Origin of the sequence: Hahella sp. KA22 (assembly GCF_004135205.1) — a bacterium.
Classification (GTDB): Bacteria; Pseudomonadota; Gammaproteobacteria; order Pseudomonadales; family Oleiphilaceae; genus Hahella.
On sequence record NZ_CP035490.1, the window covers coordinates 5,483,342 to 5,501,743 of the forward strand.

General features: G+C 52.6%; 13 protein-coding genes. 10 read left to right on the top strand and 3 right to left on the bottom strand.

The window, feature by feature from the left end; all coding sequences use genetic code 11:
* The first annotated feature begins 554 nt into the window (after window positions 1-554).
* The 6 genes from EUZ85_RS24175 (at window position 555) to EUZ85_RS24200 (ending at window position 7,206) form a co-directional block, all read left to right on the top strand.
* The gene (locus tag EUZ85_RS24175) at window positions 555-2,105 is read left to right on the top strand and encodes an ABC transporter substrate-binding protein (protein ID WP_127972725.1); all 1,551 of its coding nucleotides are present in this window, start codon (window positions 555-557) and stop codon (window positions 2,103-2,105) included.
* A 138-nt stretch (window positions 2,106-2,243) separates the two neighbouring features.
* Entirely contained in the window at window positions 2,244-3,221 is a 978-nt protein-coding gene (locus tag EUZ85_RS24180; protein WP_127972726.1) for an ABC transporter permease, read from the top strand.
* Window positions 3,222-3,244: 23 nt separating this feature from the next.
* Complete coding sequence (locus EUZ85_RS24185; protein WP_127972727.1) at window positions 3,245-4,186, top strand: ABC transporter permease; 942 nt, start codon at window positions 3,245-3,247, stop codon at window positions 4,184-4,186.
* Between the two features lie 3 nt (window positions 4,187-4,189).
* Window positions 4,190-5,188, top strand: coding sequence for an ABC transporter ATP-binding protein (locus tag EUZ85_RS24190; RefSeq protein ID WP_127972728.1), 999 nt, complete (start codon window positions 4,190-4,192; stop codon window positions 5,186-5,188).
* 20 nt (window positions 5,189-5,208) lie between these two features.
* On the top strand, window positions 5,209-6,216 hold the full coding sequence (locus tag EUZ85_RS24195; RefSeq protein WP_127972729.1) for an ABC transporter ATP-binding protein: 1,008 nt from the start codon (window positions 5,209-5,211) through the stop codon (window positions 6,214-6,216).
* Window positions 6,217-6,267: 51 nt separating this feature from the next.
* The gene (locus tag EUZ85_RS24200) at window positions 6,268-7,206 is read left to right on the top strand and encodes a LysR family transcriptional regulator (RefSeq protein ID WP_127972730.1); all 939 of its coding nucleotides are present in this window, start codon (window positions 6,268-6,270) and stop codon (window positions 7,204-7,206) included.
* A 33-nt stretch (window positions 7,207-7,239) separates the two neighbouring features.
* Here the strand turns inward: EUZ85_RS24200 and EUZ85_RS24205 are convergent, their stop codons facing one another.
* The gene (locus EUZ85_RS24205; protein ID WP_127972731.1) at window positions 7,240-8,121 is read right to left on the bottom strand and encodes a TraB/GumN family protein; all 882 of its coding nucleotides are present in this window, start codon (window positions 8,119-8,121) and stop codon (window positions 7,240-7,242) included.
* 211 nt (window positions 8,122-8,332) lie between these two features.
* The gene (locus tag EUZ85_RS24210) at window positions 8,333-10,123 is read right to left on the bottom strand and encodes an immunoglobulin domain-containing protein (RefSeq protein WP_127972732.1); all 1,791 of its coding nucleotides are present in this window, start codon (window positions 10,121-10,123) and stop codon (window positions 8,333-8,335) included.
* A gap of 311 nt (window positions 10,124-10,434) precedes the next feature.
* Between EUZ85_RS24210 and EUZ85_RS24215 the strand changes: the two genes are divergently transcribed.
* The 4 genes from EUZ85_RS24215 to EUZ85_RS24230 all read left to right on the top strand — a co-directional run bounded on the left by EUZ85_RS24215 (window position 10,435) and on the right by EUZ85_RS24230 (window position 17,706).
* Complete coding sequence (locus EUZ85_RS24215; RefSeq protein WP_127972733.1) at window positions 10,435-11,220, top strand: AraC family transcriptional regulator; 786 nt, start codon at window positions 10,435-10,437, stop codon at window positions 11,218-11,220.
* Window positions 11,221-11,464: 244 nt separating this feature from the next.
* Window positions 11,465-14,638: a bifunctional proline dehydrogenase/L-glutamate gamma-semialdehyde dehydrogenase PutA gene (gene putA, locus EUZ85_RS24220; protein ID WP_127972734.1), complete on the top strand. Its 3,174-nt coding sequence runs from the start codon at window positions 11,465-11,467 to the stop codon at window positions 14,636-14,638.
* 86 nt (window positions 14,639-14,724) lie between these two features.
* Window positions 14,725-16,197, top strand: coding sequence for a sodium/proline symporter PutP (gene putP / locus EUZ85_RS24225; protein WP_127972735.1), 1,473 nt, complete (start codon window positions 14,725-14,727; stop codon window positions 16,195-16,197).
* A gap of 135 nt (window positions 16,198-16,332) precedes the next feature.
* Window positions 16,333-17,706: a C13 family peptidase gene (locus EUZ85_RS24230; RefSeq protein ID WP_127972736.1), complete on the top strand. Its 1,374-nt coding sequence runs from the start codon at window positions 16,333-16,335 to the stop codon at window positions 17,704-17,706.
* Between the two features lie 60 nt (window positions 17,707-17,766).
* Here EUZ85_RS24230 and EUZ85_RS24235 read toward each other — a convergent pair whose 3' ends face one another.
* Window positions 17,767-18,342 (bottom strand): YceI family protein, encoded by a 576-nt coding sequence (locus tag EUZ85_RS24235; RefSeq protein ID WP_127972737.1) that lies wholly within the window; start codon window positions 18,340-18,342, stop codon window positions 17,767-17,769.
* Window positions 18,343-18,402 lie beyond the last annotated feature (60 nt).

The window sequence follows — 18,402 nt, forward strand, 5'->3', positions numbered from 1 at the left end:
GACAGGATTCCCCTGATGACCGAAGGCGGACTTGCGATAGCTTTCTTGCGACTGGCGCTGGCGAACAATCCCTTGCATTAATTTTGGATTTCGAATGGCTGGCGTATACGCAAAATCTATGGCGAAGCCGACCACCTAATATAGTCGATAGGTTCTTTTTTCGCCATTTTTATTACAGATCCCCTTTTTTCAAACACTTAGGAGCCCTTAAATCAAGGTGAGAAAATATCGCATAAACCCTGCTTTTATCTGCACCAATTAATTTCGGCGTTTCACAATACGGGTGCATACTTATACGTTTCATGCATGAGACGTGTCGAAATTTCGATTGTCTGATTCATAGGCGAGCCATTAGTCTGCTTATCTCATGATGCAGTACTCGCTTCTAACGACCATGTATCATTTCTTTAGGGATAACCTGAATCAACGCTAACTTGATTTAACGCCTTCTAATGCTGACCTGTCGGCAGTAGACGCGGCTGGTGGCTCCAGGACGGATATTTCCGGTCGCTCATAATAAACAGTCATTCCCAACAAAGAAGGAAGACGAAACAATGAAAAAGACTCTTGGTATCATTGCCGGGGCAGTTCTGTCACTAGGCCTGGTAAACGCTAACGCCGCGACACTCAAGCTCGCGCTGGACGCAGACCCCGTTTCACTCGACCCTCATGAACAACTTTCCGGCGGCACCTTGCAGCTGTCTCATTGGTTGTTCGATCCTCTGATTCGTTGGACCAAAGACCTCACATTCGAACCGCGCCTGGCGGAAAAATGGGAGAGAGTCGACGACCTGACCATGCGCTTCCACCTGCGCAAAGACGTTAAGTTCCACTCCGGAAACACATTCACCGCCAAAGATGTGAAGTGGACTTTCGATCGTCTGAAACAGTCTCCAGACTTCAAGGGAATCTTCGAGCCATTCGCGGACGTTAAAATTGTTGACGACTACACCATCGATCTGGTGACCAAAGAGCCTTTTCCACTGGTGCTGAACAACGCGACCTATCTGTTCCCGATGGACAGCGCTTTCTACAGCGGCACGGACGACAACGGCCAGCCAAAAGACCTGCTGGTCAAGCACGGCAACTCTTTCGCCTCACGCAAAGCCTCCGGCACCGGACCTTTCACTGTGTCCTACCGCGAACAGGGCGTAAAAGTTGAATTCGCCCGCTACCCAGGCTACTGGGACACCAAGTCTCCCGGTAACGTCGACAAAATGATCCTGACGCCTATCAAAGAAGACCCGACTCGCGTCGCGGCGCTGCTTTCCGGCGACGTGGATTATATCGCGCCAGTACCGCCGACCGACCTTAAGCGCATTGAGTCCGACAAAAACTCCAAGCTGGTCACCATGAGCGGCACTCGCATCATCACTTTCCAGATGAACCAGAATCGTCGTGCAGAATTCAAGGACCCTCGCGTCCGTCTGGCGATCAACTATGCGATCAACCAGGAAGCTATCAGCGAAAAAATCATGAAAGGCTTCTCCACGCCAGCCGCTCAGTTAAGCCCGAAAGGCTACCTGGGTTACAACGCGGACCTGAAGCCTCGCTTTGACCTGAAAAAGGCCAAAGAGCTGATGAAAGAAGCCGGTTACGAAAAAGGGTTCTCCATCACCATGATGGCGCCGAACAACCGCTACGTGAACGACGAGAAAATCGCGCAGGCCGCCGCCGCCATGTTGGCGAAAATCAACATCAAAGTGGACCTGAAAACCCTGCCGAAAGCGCAATACTGGCCTGAGTTCGATGCTCGCTCCGCGGACATCATGATGATCGGCTGGCACTCTGACACCGAGGACTCCAACAACTTCTATGAGTTCCTGGTGATGTGTCCAAATACCGAGACTGGCGCAGGACAGTACAACAGCGGTAACTACTGCAACCCGAAAGTGGATGAAATGGTGAAAGAGGCCAACAAGGTCACTGACGCCAAGAAACGCGCGGAAATCATGCAGAGCATTGAGAAGACTCTGTACGACGAAGGCGCCTTTATCCCGCTGCACTGGCAGGACCTGGCCTGGGCCTCCAAAAAGAATGTCGGCGCCGAAGAAGTGTTGAACGTTATGGACTTCCCGTACTTCGGCGACTTGGTGATTAAGTAAGCTAACCAAGCTTGATTAATCCGCCATTCAGGCAAAGAATCAGAGCCAGATTCTGGAGGGGATCGGACAGCAGTGATGGGACTGCTGTCCGAAGGGAAAGAATCTGGCTCTCCTTTTAACGCCTTAGGTATCTATTAGATGTTGGCATTTTTAATTCGCAGAATCGCTCAGGCTGCGGTGGTGATGTTCGTCATCAGCCTGATCAGCTTCTCCATTCAAGACAATCTTGGCGACCCACTTCGTGAACTGGTGGGACAAGCCGTATCAGAACAAGAACGTAACGCTCTGCGGGAAGAAATGGGACTCAATGACCCCTTCCTTACCCAGTACTGGCGTTTCGCAAAAAAAGCCGTTCAGGGAGATCTTGGCGACTCTTACTTTTTTAAAGAGCCCGCCTTGCAGGTTATCCTCAAAAAACTTTCCGCCACCCTGGAACTGGTATTCGGCGCTACGCTGATCATCGTCCTTTTGTCGGTGCCGCTCGGCGTGTTTTCAGCCATTCGACCGCACCACTGGTTTTCAAAACTGGTGATGGGGGTCAGTATTATCGGGATATCCATACCAGTATTCCTCACAGCCATCCTGTTAATGTACGTCTTCGCCATAGAATTGGGGCTAATGCCCTCATTCGGACGCGGCGAGCTGGTCCATGTGTTCGGCTATTGGGACTCTGGCTTCTTTACCTGGGATGGCATCAAGCACTTGATTCTTCCCTCAATTGCTCTGTCTTCCATCATGCTGCCATTATTTATCCGCCTCATCCGGTCGGAAATGATGGAAGTGCTGGAATCAGAATACGTCCGTTACGCCTGGGCGAAAGGCCTGAATCCGAAACGTATCTACTTTCTGCATGCGCTAAAAAACACCATGCTGCCCGTCATTACCGTCGGCGGCGTGCAAATAGGCACCATGGTCGCTTATACGATATTGACCGAAACGGTTTTCCAATGGCCTGGTATGGGCTTCCTGTTTCTGGAAGCGGTGAACCGCGTCGATACGCCTTTAATCGTGGCCTATCTGATTGTCGTCGGCGCCATCTTCGTGATTACCAACACTATCGTGGACCTGATTTACGGACTGGTTAACCCAACCGTAAAACTGGCCGGTAAGCAATAGCATCAGGAAGGAGAGTAACCCTCATGCAATCAAACGTAAAAGCTTCACCGAGCCGATGGGCGCAGTTTAAAGACTCTCACTTTTGGCACAGCTTTAAGAAAGACAAGATCGCCATCGTCAGTTTCACGATATTCGCGCTGATTTTGTCCGCGAGCCTGCTGGCGCCTGTATTGGCGCCCTTTGACCCCTACGACCTCACTCAGGTCGACATTATGGATGCGGAAATCCCGCCAAACTGGCAGGAGAACGGAGACGAGCGTTTTGTGTTCGGAACCGACGCGCAAGGGCGCGATATGTGGAGCACCATTCTCTACGGCACCCGCATCTCATTGATGATCGGCGTCTGCGCAGTATTGCTGCAAGCGTTCCTGGGCATCGTCATTGGTCTGATCGCCGGCTATTTCGGCGGCAAGGTCGACAACTTCCTGATGCGTCTGGCGGACATCCAGCTATCGTTCTCCACGTTGATGGTGGCGATTATTGTCCTGGCTGTATTCCAGGCCGCATTTGGCGCAGAGCTGTACCAGGAGCTGGCGCTGTTCATGCTGATTATGGTTATCGGTATCGCCGAATGGCCTCAGTACGCCCGAACTGTTCGCGCCACCGTATTGGCTGAACGTAAGAAAGAGTATGTGGACGCCGCCAGAGTCATCGGCCTGCGCTCCAATCGCATCATGTTCCGCCATATTCTGCCGAACACGTTGTCGCCAGTATTGGTCATCTCCACAGTGCAGATCGCCAACGCCATTATCTCGGAAGCATCCTTGTCCTTCCTTGGATTGGGCATGCCGCCTTCGAAACCGTCTCTCGGCTCCCTGATTTCCAGCGGATTTGAGTTTATTTTCTCGGGCTCCTGGTGGATCACCATCATTCCCGGCATCGTGCTGATCTGTCTTGTCCTGGTGGTGAACCTGCTGGGCGACTGGATGCGCGACGTTCTCAATCCCAAGCTTTACAAGGGCTGATCCATGGCGCTATTAGAAGTTAAAAACCTGGAAGTAAAATTTGGATTGCGCAGCGGCGCCGTTACCGCCCTGCGGGACATCAGCTTCACCGTTGACCGCGGCCAACGCCTGGGCATTGTGGGCGAATCCGGCGCAGGTAAATCCGTCGCCGCGTTCTCCATACTCAACTTGCTGAGCCGCCCCGGCTATATCTCCAGCGGAGAGATCAATTTCGACGGAAAAAACCTGTTGAAGATGTCTTCCGACCAACTGCGCAACGTGCGCGGCAATCGCATCAGCATGATCTTTCAGGACCCCATGATGACCCTGAACCCCGTGCTGACAGTTGGCGCTCAGATGGTTGAATGTCTGCAGGCGCACACGCGGGTGTCCAAAGAAGACGCGAGAAAAATCGCCCTGGAAAAGCTCAAGCTTGTACAGATTCCTTCTCCGGAAAAACGCCTGGACCAATATCCTCATGAGCTTTCCGGTGGTATGAAGCAACGCATCATTATCGCCATCGCTCTATTGCTGAATCCAGACATCATCATCGCCGATGAACCTACAACCGCTCTGGACGTCACCATCCAGGCGGAGATCATGGATCTGCTGCTGGAACTGTGCACAAGCCAGAACCTGGGTCTGATCCTGATCACTCACGATCTGGGCGTTGTATCCCAGGTCACGCAACAGATGATCGTCATGTACGCAGGAAAAATAATCGAGCAAGGCCCGACCAAGGAAATCATCAATGACGCACAGCATCCCTACACGCAAGGCCTGATCAACGCCTTACCGCAGCAGGGCGTGCCTGGAGAACGTCTATACCAGATTCCCGGAGCGATGCCTCCGCTGCAACGCATTCCCAAAGGATGCGCCTTCCATCCTCGTTGCACCTATGCGCAAGAGCGATGCGAGAAGGAACAGCCGGACTTTACTATATCCGGTGGTTGCCGCGTGGCATGCCATATGGTGGAGGACATGATCAAACAGGCTAACGTCCCCGCTTCCGAAGAGAAATAGAATTACAAGAGTCCGGTCTTATGACAGCATTGGTGAATATCAAAAACTTATACAAAAAGTTTCCGATACATGGCGACTGGTTGGATCAAATCAGTTTCGCCAACGGCCGCTTCCACATGAAGCGCGAGTACGTGCACGCCATTAACGGTGTTTCTCTGGATGTGCAAAAAGGCGAAGCGCTATGCGTAGTCGGCGAGTCCGGCTGCGGAAAGTCCACGGTCGCACGCGTCGTAATGGGGCTTCTTTCTCCCAGCGGCGGTGAAATTTGCTACGAAGGCAAGCGTATAGACCACTTGTCGTCCAACGCAATGATGCCGTACCGCCGCAAGATGCAGATGATCTTTCAGAATCCGTATGCATCGCTGAATCCACGCATGACCATCAAGCAAACGCTTGAGGAGCCAATTCGCTGGCACCAGCCCAAACTCGCCACCGGAGAGTTGAAGGACAAAGTGGCGGAAGTCATGAAGTCAGTGGGCGTTGACCCTTCCTGGGGCGAACGCTTCCCTCATGAGTTCTCCGGCGGTCAGCGTCAGCGTATCAGTATTGCGCGCGCACTGATTGTAGACCCCGAGTTTATTGTCGCCGACGAACCTATTTCCGCACTGGACGTATCAATTCAGGCGCAGGTATTAAACCTGCTGATGGACGCCCAGGAACAACGCGGCCTCACCTATTTGTTCATCACCCACGACTTGTCCGTCGTTGAGCATTTCGGCACCCGCGTCGCGGTCATGTATCTGGGCTCCCTCTGCGAAGTCACTACGGCTCGCAAACTGTTCGCGGCGCCCCGGCATCCTTACACCCAAGCCCTGCTCAGCGCTATTCCACGATTGGAAGACGAAAAGCCTGAATTTATCCGCCTCAAAGGTGAAGTGCCCACCCCGGTAAATCTACCCTCAGGCTGTGTTTTTCACGGCCGCTGCCCTCACGCCAACGATCGCTGCAAACGTGAAGTCCCCGTATTAAGGGAGGTAGACGGAACACAGGTGGCATGTCATGCTGTTGAAGAAGGCCGGCTAGATTAGCCGGCTTTTTCAACCCACCCTAACAATAAAATCATAGCGGACTGTAGATCTGTGGAAATTCGTTGGCTTGAAGACTTCATAGCTCTCGCTAAAACCCGGCACTTTTCACGCGCCGCAGACGAGCAGAATGTGACGCAGCCGACATTTAGCCGTCGGATAAAACTTCTGGAAGAAGAAATGGGCGTACAGCTGGTGGACAGGAATACCCTGCCTCTTTCGCTGACGCCAGCGGGTGAACTGTTTCTTGACGCCGCTGACAAAATCACCCGCATCCTCAGGGATACACGGGAAGAATGCCACGCGATTCGTGAAGAACAATCAAGCCGACTGGTTTTTGCAACGACGCAAACGCTTTACCTTTCTTTTTATAAAGCGTGGCTGGAGCCGTTCAGTCGCTCGCTGGATATTGCACTGGACTTGAATCTCCACTCAACAGCATGGACTGTCCGCGATTTTTCCCACGCATTGATGGAACAGCAGTGCGATATCATGCTGTGTTACTGGCACCCCAGTATTGAACTACTGGCGGATGCATCGCCCAATGTATTTGAATATGTAAAGATCGCTAGTGAACGGCTGTTGCCATGCAGCTCCGTGGATGAGTCAGGCGCCCCCAAGTTCGTATTACCCGGACACAAAAGAAGGCCCATTCCCTTTATCGACTACCACGATAACGCCTTTCTCAAGCCGGTTGTTCATCATACGATCACCCACGCACAGAACGATTTACACTTGGTGACCGTCAACAAGAACTTCCACTCTGTCAGCGTTAAAGCCATGATCCGGGAAGGTTTCGGCGTAGGCTGGATACCATTCAGGCTGGCGCAGGAAAGCATTCGCTACGGCAGAATGAAACCTGCTGGAGATGAGAGATATTACACTGACTTGGAAGTACGCTTTTATCGCAAGAGAGATAACAAGCACCCCAGCTTGGAGAAGCTGTGGAATAAATTGAAGGAACATACGGAAGCCAACGTGAGCGTAGTTTAGCTTCCGTAGACCCTGTCAATATACAGAGCTCAGCTATTGCTGCGAAACCTGATAACCCTGTTTTTGCAGCAAGTCCACAACACTGCCAGGCCCCACCAAGTGGCCTGCGCCAACCACGACAAAGCAGATCTCTCTGTTTTGCAAACAGTTCTCCACCGACTTCGCCATTTTTGGATTACGGCCGTCAAACATCAGTTCGTAGACAGGTTTGGCGGCAGGCGTTTCTTTCAAAGGGTCGCTGATCGCCAGTCGATACATCGCCTCCGCATCCCCTTTTCTCCACGCAGTCGCCATTTCACCCCAAATCTTCTCATACTCGTCCATTTTGGACAGCTCTTCCCGAGTGGCCTCCTCTACCTCAGGCAGACTCATCACCAACTCCATTTGCTCCTGAAAAGATTCTATCTCGCGAATAGGCTTACTGCCTCTCGCCTGACTCATGAAGTAGAAATCGATGCCTCTATCCTGCGAATAGCCCAAGCGCATTGCTTCCAGAGCCGCCAGGGTCAATTCGATGAAACCAATACGCTGGCGCTCAATCGCCAGCAATGGAATCTGATGCAGGCTGAGTCGCTCTTTAAGCAACTTTATAGTTTCTGGAGACAGGTGATCATGAATGGTTTCGCCGTTGGGATAAAACGCCGTACGTTGAATGATTTCCTGTTGCTTCTCTGGCGATATCGCCTTTTCATCCATTTCCACAACCAATACATCGCTGCGTTTGAAGGCATCCATAATCTGGCGACGCATGGGGTAAAACTCGTCGGATCCGAAGTGGATAGCGCCGAGCAGATAAGCCGTCCCGCCACCGGACTCCACTCTCCAGAATAATCCTTTATCCTCAGCAGCCTGGGCGCTGACAACCATCCACTGCAAAACGATAAAGCACAGAACGCGCTTCAGCATGACATGCATTTTAGCTCCTTGATGCGATAGTAATCCGAAGGCCAACACAATCGTCGCCTCAACAGCGACTAGCATAACAGTAGAACTTTTGAGGTAAAGGTAAATTGTCTGGCAAAAAGGAGGGGGAGATTTAAGAGAGGGGAAGTAAAAAAGGCCGGGCTTTATCCATTGCAGACAGGCTTCCGGCCTAGATCCATTCCAGCGCGCTCCGCGCCAGTGGTTATTTAAAGGTTTTGGACAATGTTTTGGACGATTCGCTCTCTAATCCGTTCACATCAACCGCCGTTACAGCGAATGAATTGTAGCCAGCTGGAAGATTCGACAACTCAATGCTGGTTTGCGATGGGTTGCTTATCTGAATCACCTTTTCGTAATTTTCATCTGGAACGCGATGGTAAATGCGGAACCCTTTCAACTCAGCTTTAGCCAGACCATCGCCATTTTCACGAGTAGTTGGAATATTCCAGGCAATCTTCACTTTACGCACTGGCTTGGATGAAACTTTAAGGCTGGCGCGATTACTGGTGACGCTGCTTACATCATTGCTAACCACTACATCGTAGTTACCACTGCTGCTTAAAGTCAGACCTTTAAGCGCCAACGAGCTTTGAGTTGCGTTAGGCAGATTGACGCCATTCTTGCGCCATTGATAGCGAATGGGGTCCGTCCCCGTCGCAGAGACATTCAACGTCACGGACTCTGACACATATGCGCTGGCCGATGTGGGCTGTATGGAAATCTTAACTGGCGTGGAATCGCCCAGCGCCGCCCGCTTGGCGAACTCTGAAGACTGCTGACTAATTTGAGACAGCAATGACTGCACCGACTTGTTGCGAGTCATCGCCTCTAAGTCTGTGGAGATAGCAGACGCCTCATTAAATAAAACATTCAACGTCACCAGGGACTGAGTATTAAAGTCGCTAGGAGGTAACTCGCCAGACTGAGTGTATGACTTAACCGCATCGCCCATCACTTTTGCGATAGACATACCTTGACGCTGCGCCAGCCCTGCAAAAGCCGCATTAACCACACTGGCCCGCATATATTCGATTCCCACATCAGCGCCCGCTGCATCGCTATTCGAAATAGCAACCAAGTCCACTGGGCGCTTATCAATGAGTCCGGCCTGAATTCCTAAGGATTTCGCCAAATCCGTTTTCGCCTTACTCCAGGAAGCGGAGGTTAAGCCTTTGCTACTCTTGTGAGACAAGGCGACCGCCAAGTGAGTCAAAGCGGAAATATTCAAAACCGCTTTATCGGCTGTCGGAAGCGGCAAGTATGAATCGAGAACAAACCCTTCCGATAATGACATCACATCACCAAAGGACGTTCCCTGACCGGACGCATTCAGCCCGCAGCCAGCGGTGGCGTCGCAGGTCATACGCGTACTCTCGTTGGAGGTCGCCTCAATCAGATAGCCGCCCGCTACCGGATTTTTAATAATCAGCTCGTAGCTCCCATCGGCGTTGGTCAACGTAAGCGCAGCGGGGTTTTGAAAATCCGCATCATTCGCCGCGCCTTTCGCTACAACAGGGAACGCCGCCACCAAGGCGTTTTTCAGCGTCCCTTTCATCACATAACCACTAACCATCAACGAACGTTCTGGCTCAGCTGGCGCGCCATCGTCGGACGAAGCATCATCGCCAGGCTGTGTGGGAGTCGCGGGGTCAGAAGGCGTAGCAGGATCTGTGGGTGTAGCAGGGTCCGCAGGCGTATCTGGCTGAGAAGGGTTGGTTGAACCGCTTCCTCCGCCATCAGGAGTTGAAGGCGTCGTAGAACCAGTATCTGAAGATCCTGAATCGACGCCAGAATCATTGTTTGTGGCGCCATTGGAGCCAGAGCCGTTTTGCGTTGGGGCGGACGTATCCACTGGGGCGCTGTTGGACTGTCCGCTATTTTGCGCAGACTTGTCCCCATTGGAGTCATGTTCGTTACAGGCTGCCAATCCCAAAGCGACAGCAAAGCATCCTGCCATTAGCAGCACACGGCGGTGAAAAGTATAGGAGATCATTGTGTGTCGTTCTCTATTAGTCGCACGGTAAGGATACTGATCACAGCCAAATCCACCATTGGCCGTTAGGCCTATTTACCAAAACCGCACGCAATCCATTTGGACGATTTTTATCCAAAGACAACACGTTGATTGCGTTAAGGAAAACACTTGAGGCCAGAAAAGCGGGGCAGTATAAATTTCAGCAGCGTATAAAGAAAGAGGGTGGTAATATTGCGCCGCCCGACTTGCATGCCGCAATGGATGCATTTACCCTGAGCATATCTGTATATTTTTCAACCAAAATCAATTTCACTTATTGTATACATTGCATGCTGCAAGCAAATGTGATCAGCCTGCCGCAAAACGTAAATCGGCACAAACATACGCATTACCAACTAGTGCTGGGTCTAACCGGCACTGCAGAGATCGATATGTGCGGTCTCGCAGCTCGTTTGGACGTCAGTCACGCCTGCATCGTGCCGACCGATACATTCCATGACTTTTATGGCCGTCCTCGCAACCATGTCTTAGTCATTGACTTAGATCAGGACTATCCTGCCTTTCTCGACTCCCATCACCCCGACTATGACCTTTTAAACCCTATGTTTGAAAGGCCGCAGCTGGTAACGCTGGACCGTGGACTGCAGCAACTGACGCAGGTGTCTATTCAGGAAATCCAGTGGGCGCAGGATGATCGCGCCCTGCGTCACCATTTGGCGTGCAGCATTATCCGCTGCCTAAGCCGAAGAATTTCGCCTAGCGTAAAACGGCAAAAATCTCCCGTGCTCGACATGCACCGGATCGATCAGTTCATCTATAAGCATCTGCATGAGCGCATCTGTATTTCAGACCTCGCCGGCAGTATTTGCGTGAGTGAACGTCACTTCCACGAACTCTTCAAACAGGCGACCAACCAGACGCCCCATCAATATGTCATCCGGGCGCGCCTGGATTACGCCAAGCGCTTGATGCTGGAAACTAATTTGTCTATTGCGGAAATCAGCCAAAAGTGCGGATTTTCCAGCCAGAGCGCACTGACCAACTGCATGCGCAAGCATGACGGGCTAACCCCCAAACAGGTGCAAAAACGCAGTCAGCAATCCGACAGGATGTAAATGCGACAGGTCAATTTTTGATTATTGCAGTTCTGTAAAGCACAGCTTTTTGCAAAATCCATGCAGTTTTTTGTAAGACCTGAACGATAGCAAAACATTACATTCTGTCCATTCGCCCCGTCTCAGGCCGTTGTCGTTCTTTTGAACAAATTAAACGACAGCGGATCAGGCCGGGCCGGCTCCTTTCAAAAGCCGGATCTTTACAGACAATAACGCCAATTATCGCGGTTCTGGAGTACTCCGTATGTTTAAAGCTTCATCCGTACTTTCGCCCGACATCCAAGCTGTTAGCCTGGACTCGCTGTGGACGGCGATAACCCAAAATTACGCCGTTGACGAAGCGGCTTATCTTGAAGAACTAATGGCTCTGGCGACGCCCGGAACTGATGAGTTAAGAGCCATCACCCAAGGCGCCACCAAGCTGATTGAAGATGTCCGCGCCCAGGACGACTCCGTACACATGGTCGACGCCCTGTTGCAGGAATACAGCCTGGATACACAGGAAGGCGTGTTGCTGATGTGTCTGGCGGAAGCTCTGATGCGCATCCCCGACAAAGCCACCGCAGACGCACTGATACGCGACAAAATGTCCGCGGCGCAGTGGGAAAAGCACATGGGCAAGAGCGAATCCACGCTCGTCAACGCCTCTACCTGGGGTCTGCTGCTAACCGGGAAAGTCGTCAAGCTTGACCGCAATATCGACGGCACGCCCGCCAATGTTCTCAAACGCCTGATCAACAAGTGCGGCGAACCCGTCATCCGCAGCGCCATGAACCAGGCCATGAAAATCATGGGCAAGCAGTTCGTTTTAGGCCGCGACATTAGCGAAGCATTGCAAAATGGTCGCAAATACCGCGACAAAGGCTATAGCTACTCTTTCGACATGCTGGGCGAAGCCGCTCTTACTGCAGAAGACGCAGAGCGCTACTTCCAGTCGTACATAAAAGCGATTGAGACTGTTGGAGCCGATCAATACGACAACCGCCCAGGCGCTTCCAGCATATCCATCAAGTTATCCGCGCTGCATCCCCGTTACGAACAAGCCCACCAAGACCGTGTACTTACAGAAATGTACGAGAAGGTTTTGTTACTGGTGCGCGCTGCTCGTGAGCGCAACGTCAGCCTGACCATCGATGCGGAGGAAATGGATCGCCTGGAGCTGTCCCTGCGTCTTTTCGAGAAACTATACCGCTCACCTGACAGCCGCGGCTGGGGAGAGTTCGGTCTGGTTGTGCAAGCATATTCCAAACGCGCACTTCCAGTTCTGTGCTGGCTTACAGCGCTGGCGGCGGAACAAGGCGACCGTATCCCCGTGCGCCTGGTGAAAGGCGCATACTGGGATAGCGAAATCAAACTTTGCCAGCAACGCGGCTTGCCCAGCTACCCTGTTTACACTCGCAAAGAAAGCACCGACGTTTCTTATCTGGCTTGCGCCCGATTCCTGTTCAGCGAATACGCGCGCAACCATATCTACCCGCAGTTCGCCACTCACAACGCGCACACTGTCGCGTCCGTGCAGGCCCTCGCGGAGAAGAGCGACCGCCCTTTCGAATTCCAGCGCCTTCACGGCATGGGCGACGCGCTGTACAACGCGCTACTAGCCAAGCAGAAGCGCACTGTGCGTATTTACGCACCAGTCGGCGCTCATAAAGACTTGCTGCCCTATTTAGTTCGTCGATTGCTGGAGAATGGAGCCAACTCCTCTTTCGTACACCGTCTGGTGGATGCAGAAACGCCCATCGACAGCTTGGTGCAGCACCCGGTGCATGAGTTGACCCGGTATTCATCGCTGGCCAACCACCGCATCCCGCTGCCTGCACAGATATTCGGCAACCGTATTAACTCTATGGGAGTGAACCTGTTCGTGGAAAATCAATATTCGCCGTTAGAAAAACAATTGAGAGCCTGGGATCAGCACCAGTGGAAAGCCTGTCCCGTTATTAACGGAGAACATCGCACTCTGGCCGCGCCGAATCAGGTACTGAGTCCTTACGATCAGACCCAATCCGCCGGCACGGTTTACTGGAGCCAGTCCAACGACGTCGACGACGCACTCTCAGCCGCTTACGCAGGTTTCGAGAAATGGAATAACACTCCCGTTGAAAAGCGCGCGCAAAGTCTGGAAAAGCTGGCTGACCTGATGGAAGCCGGCATGCCTGAGCTGATGGCGCTTTGCTGCCGCGAAGCAGGCAAGACGCTGCAAGACAGCATCGACGAAGTTCGCGAAGCGGTCGATTTCTGCCGCTATTACGCAGAACAGGCGCGCAAACACTTCAGCAAGCCCAATGTATTGCCTGGACCCACTGGCGAATCCAACGAACTATATCTGGAAGGCAAAGGCGTATTCGTCTGTATCAGCCCCTGGAACTTCCCGTTGGCGATTTTCATTGGTCAGGTCACCGCCGCTCTGGCGGCGGGCAACGCTGTAATCGCCAAGCCTGCGGAGCAAACCAGCCTGATCGCGGCGCGCGCCATTGATATGATGCTGGAAGCTGGCGTCGCCAAAGAAGCGATCCAGTTCCTGCCCGGCGATGGAGCCCAATTGGGCCCGCAATTGCTGAGCGACAATCGCGTATGTGGCGTTGCTTTCACTGGCTCGACTCAGACTGCGCATATTATCAACCGCAGCTTGGCCGCCCGCGACGGCGCTATCGCCACCTTGATCGCAGAAACCGGCGGCCAGAACGCCATGATCGTGGACAGCACCGCATTACCTGAACAGGTAGTCAAAGATGTTGTACAATCCGCCTTCGCCAGTGCGGGGCAGCGTTGTTCCGCACTACGCGTACTGTTCGTGCAGAAAGACATCGCAGACGGAATTCTGGAACTGCTATCAGGCGCGCTGAAAGAACTCAAGGTGGATCACCCGAAACACTTGAGCACCGACGTGGGTCCAGTTATTGATGCAGAAGCGCAAGCAGGCCTGTTGAAGCACATCGAAGAGATGAAAGCTAACTCTCGCTGGAGCGCTGAAGCGATTCTTCCCGGCGATCACAACAAAGGCTTCTTTGTTAACCCAAGCGCGTTTGAAATCGGCTCTATCAGTGAGCTGAGCAAAGAGCACTTCGGACCGATCCTGCATATTGTTCGCTTTGCTGCGGAAGACCTGGACAAGGTCATCGACAGCATCAACAACACTGGTTTCGGATTGACGCTGGGCATTCACAGCCGGAATGAAACCACCGCCGCTCATATCGAGAAGCGAGTGAAAGTAGGCAACACCTACATCAACCGCAACCAGATAGGCGCAGTGGTCGGCGTTCAACCTTTCGGCGGTCACGGTCTTTCCGGCACCGGCCCGAAAGCGGGCGGCCCTCACTATCTGCTGCGTTTCGCCAATGAGCGGACGCGCACCATTAACACGACAGCCGTCGGCGGTAACGCAACTCTGCTGTCGCTGGGCGTAGAGCACATTTAATCCCGCTCAGCGCCGCACTCATAGCGGGCGTCCTGCGTACGCCCGCGTTCATAGAACAATTAAAAAACAAGCAGGAGTAACCTAGCATGATTGAAAATCAATTTGCTGTGGGAATGACTTTCTTAGTATATCTGTTAGGGATGCTGGGTATTGGAGTTTGGTCATACTTACGCACTAAGAACCTCTCCGATTATATTTTAGGCGGACGTAGTCTCGGCCCATTTCCATCCGCGTTAAGCGCCGGCGCTTCCGATATGAGCGGATGGTTGCTGTTGGGCCTGCCTGGTTATGCATACGTCGCGGGTTATGAAGCCGCCTGGATCGCGATTGGTCTGCTGGCCGGCACTTGGCTGAACTGGCTTATCGTTGCGCGCCGTCTACGTGTTTACAGTAAAGCAGCCAACGACTCTCTGACTCTGCCCGAGTTTTTCGAAAACCGTTTTGAAGACAGCAGCCGCCTTCTGCGGGTGATCTCCGCTTTCTTCATCCTGTTGTTCTTCCTGTTCTACACCAGCTCCGGTTTAGTAGCAGGCGGCAAACTGTTCGCAACCGTGTTTGGTCTGGACTACAACTGGGCGGTATTCGCTGGCGTATTGGCCGTTGTGTCCTACACGCTTTTTGGCGGCTTCCTGGCGGTTTCCTGGACTGACGTGGTGCAGGGTCTGTTGATGGCGGCGGCGCTGATTATCGTGCCGGTTATCGCAATTAACGCAGACGGTGGCTGGAGTGCAGCCAACGCAGCCATGGCGGCCAAGAATCCGGAGATGCTGAACGTATGGACCAGCGTAAAAGGCGAACCTCTGGGCCTGATCGCCATTCTGTCACTACTTGGCTGGGGCTTGGGCTACTTCGGACAACCGCATATCCTGGCTCGTTTTAAAGCCATCCGCTCGGAAAACGACATCCCTATGGCGCGTCGTATCGCCGTGTCCTGGACCGCTCTGACGCTGATTGGCGCTCTCGCCTGTGGCTTCGCTGCGATTTCTTACTTCGAAAACCCGCTGGAAGACTCTGAAAAAGCCTTCATGCTGCTGATCAACGCCCTGTTCAACCCAGTCGTAGCTGGCATTCTGTTAGCCGCCATTCTGGCTGCTGTGATGAGCACCGCGGATTCCCAGCTGCTGGTTTCATCTTCCGCTCTGGCTGAAGATTTCTATAAGGCGCTGTTCCGTAAAGACGCCAGCCAGCAGGAGCTGGTTAACGTAGGACGTCTGGCGGTCGTAATTATCGCCGTCATCGCTGCGCTGATCGCCCTGAACCCTGAAAGCAAGGTACTGGGCATGGTGAGCTACGCATGGGCGGGCTTTGGCGCCGCGTTCGGACCTGCGCTGATTCTGGCTCTGTTCTGGAAGCGCATGAACCGCAACGGCGCTCTTGCCGGCATCCTGGTCGGCGGTATTACCGTCGTCGTATGGAAACAGCTAAGCGGCGGCCTGTTCGATCTGTATGAAATCATCCCAGGTTTCATTCTGGCGACCATCTCAATCATTGTCGTGTCTCTGGCGACGGAAGAGCCTTCGGCTTCTATCCAGAAACAGTTTGACGATGCTGTAGGCTGATAATTCAACGGCGCAATCTGCGCCATGAATAACCAGCCGGGCGCAAGGATGCGCCCTATCCTTCCGATTCAGCTTATTCTCCTCTTAAGGTTATACTGACCGCCGACAGTCTCATTCATCAAACGGCGTTGCAGAATGTTCCATAACCTTGTCCAAGGCTTACGTTTGGCCTTCTTCCTTCCCGCGTCTTCTATTCGTTTCCGCTTAAGCCCTGGCGCCTTCTGGTTCATTGCTGCGTTAGGGGCCTTGATCAGCTTACTGGTTGGCCTGTACGCAACAGAGCCTCCTCGCATATTCCAAGCGGAAGGGGTTTTCAGTGAAACCTTCTTGTTAGCATCAATTCTGGCGGGCAGCTTTATCGCCAGCAAAATCGTTGGCGATCCCTACTCTCAGTACCGTACCCCAACTCTGTTTCTGAACTCGATTATCGCGCCTTACGTTATTTATTCTGTATTTGAGCAAGAAATTACTCTTACCTATTACTCAGATTACCCAGAACTGTTCTGGTGGTCATACTACGCTTTGATCGCCTGGACGCTCGCTATCGCCTATCGCGCAGTAAAACTGTCATCATCAGGCGCCACGCCGCGACACCTCCTCGCAGCGCTGGTTCTAACCATTCTGACCTTCCTGCCAGCGCACTACTTATATTTCTATGATTTCTGGATCACCGACTACACCCAAACCATGGCGCAAAAACCAGAAGCACCTACTCTGGACGCCGAACGCATCCTTAGCCGCCAAGGCCCCTTGCTGCAAAAACAGCTGGATCAGATGCAAGCATCCAAGCCCGGCGAGCAGGATATGTTTTTTATCGGCTATGCCGGATGGGGAGACCAACAGGTATTCGCCAATGAAGTCGCTTTCGCCAAACGCCTGTTCAACCAGCAATACACGCAGTCAGGTCGAGAATTGATATTGGTGAATGACGTTAACAACCCGGAAGGGTCGCCCCTCGCCACCGCCACTAATTTGGAGACAGCGCTGAATCACATGGAGACGCTTATTCAGCCGGAAGAAGATATTCTCTTCCTCTTTATAACCAGCCACGGCGGCAGCGACCACAGTATCGCAACACAGCTCAGCAACCTGCCGCTCAATGACATACCCGCAGAAAAGCTGGGGAAAATTCTTGACGCCAGCCCATTCAAATGGAAGGTAGTGGTGGTTTCCGCCTGTTATTCCGGGGGCGTTATCCCATACATGGAAAACGAGGATACATTGATCATTACCGCCGCCAAGCCGGACCGCACCTCTTTCGGATGCAGCGATGACGCAGAGTTCACCTATTTCGGCCGCGCCTTCCTGGTAGAGTCGTTAACGCAAAACGCATCTTTTGTGGCGGCGTTTGATCAGGCAAGAGACCTGGTGAGTCGCTGGGAAAAACGAGATGGATTCACGCCATCTGAGCCACAAATCCGGGTGGGAGAAAAGATCCTGCAGCAGTTGGTGAAGTGGAGCGAAGGAAGAGAAAACACCGAAATAAAATGTCAGACTCAGTGTGAATAGCAAGCCGCTCTACGATGACTCCGCGCTTGAAGCCATCGTAGAGCGTAGTAACACAAGTTATTACTTGCGAATACCTTCTACCGTCATATACAGCTGAATTTCTTCTGCAGCGGGCCCCAAGCTCTTGGGAATGCCAAAGTCCTTCAACTTGAAAGTAGTCGTGCCTTCAAAGCCCTCGCGGTATCCACCCCAGGGATCATTACCGCCTGCAATATGCTTGGCGTCCAGGACCACTTCTTTGGTCACGCCGCGCAGGGTCAGATCGCCAATGATTTTCGCTTTGCCGTCGCCTTCAGGCACCACCTTTTTGCTGACAAACTTGGCGTCTGGGAATTTGTCCACATACAGGAAGTCTTCGCTGCGAACGTGTTTGTCGCGCTCAGCGTGGTTAGTGTCTACGCTGGATGGATCAATGTTCACCGACACTTTCGCTGCGGCGGGATTAGCCTCATCGTAGGAAAACTCGCCGTCAAACTTGTTAAAGCGTCCCAACACCCAGCTGAAGCCGAGGTGGGACATTTTGAATTGAATAAAAGAGTGCGCGTTCTTGGTGTCCATGACGAAGTCCGCCGCATGAACCGACGCTGCGCCAGTCAACATAACGCCCAATACGGCGCCAACGATGCTTTTCTTCATTGCTGTATATCTCCTTGGATTTAAGTTAAAAAAACACCCGTACAAAACCGCCGACAGCAA

Excerpts from the sequence above, each read along its gene's own strand:
- putA (WP_127972734.1), top strand. The coding sequence starts at position 11,465 with ATGTTTAAAGCTTCATCCGTACTTTCGCCCGACATCCAAGCTGTTAGC.
- EUZ85_RS24190 (WP_127972728.1), top strand. The coding sequence starts at position 4,190 with ATGGCGCTATTAGAAGTTAAAAACCTGGAAGTAAAATTTGGATTGCGC.
- putP (WP_127972735.1), top strand. The coding sequence starts at position 14,725 with ATGATTGAAAATCAATTTGCTGTGGGAATGACTTTCTTAGTATATCTG.
- EUZ85_RS24215 (WP_127972733.1), top strand. The coding sequence starts at position 10,435 with ATGCTGCAAGCAAATGTGATCAGCCTGCCGCAAAACGTAAATCGGCAC.
- EUZ85_RS24175 (WP_127972725.1), top strand. The coding sequence starts at position 555 with ATGAAAAAGACTCTTGGTATCATTGCCGGGGCAGTTCTGTCACTAGGC.
- EUZ85_RS24210 (WP_127972732.1), bottom strand. The coding sequence starts at position 10,123 with ATGATCTCCTATACTTTTCACCGCCGTGTGCTGCTAATGGCAGGATGC.
- EUZ85_RS24180 (WP_127972726.1), top strand. The coding sequence starts at position 2,244 with ATGTTGGCATTTTTAATTCGCAGAATCGCTCAGGCTGCGGTGGTGATG.
- EUZ85_RS24185 (WP_127972727.1), top strand. The coding sequence starts at position 3,245 with ATGCAATCAAACGTAAAAGCTTCACCGAGCCGATGGGCGCAGTTTAAA.
- EUZ85_RS24205 (WP_127972731.1), bottom strand. The coding sequence starts at position 8,121 with ATGCATGTCATGCTGAAGCGCGTTCTGTGCTTTATCGTTTTGCAGTGG.
- EUZ85_RS24195 (WP_127972729.1), top strand. The coding sequence starts at position 5,209 with ATGACAGCATTGGTGAATATCAAAAACTTATACAAAAAGTTTCCGATA.
- EUZ85_RS24230 (WP_127972736.1), top strand. The coding sequence starts at position 16,333 with ATGTTCCATAACCTTGTCCAAGGCTTACGTTTGGCCTTCTTCCTTCCC.
- EUZ85_RS24235 (WP_127972737.1), bottom strand. The coding sequence starts at position 18,342 with ATGAAGAAAAGCATCGTTGGCGCCGTATTGGGCGTTATGTTGACTGGC.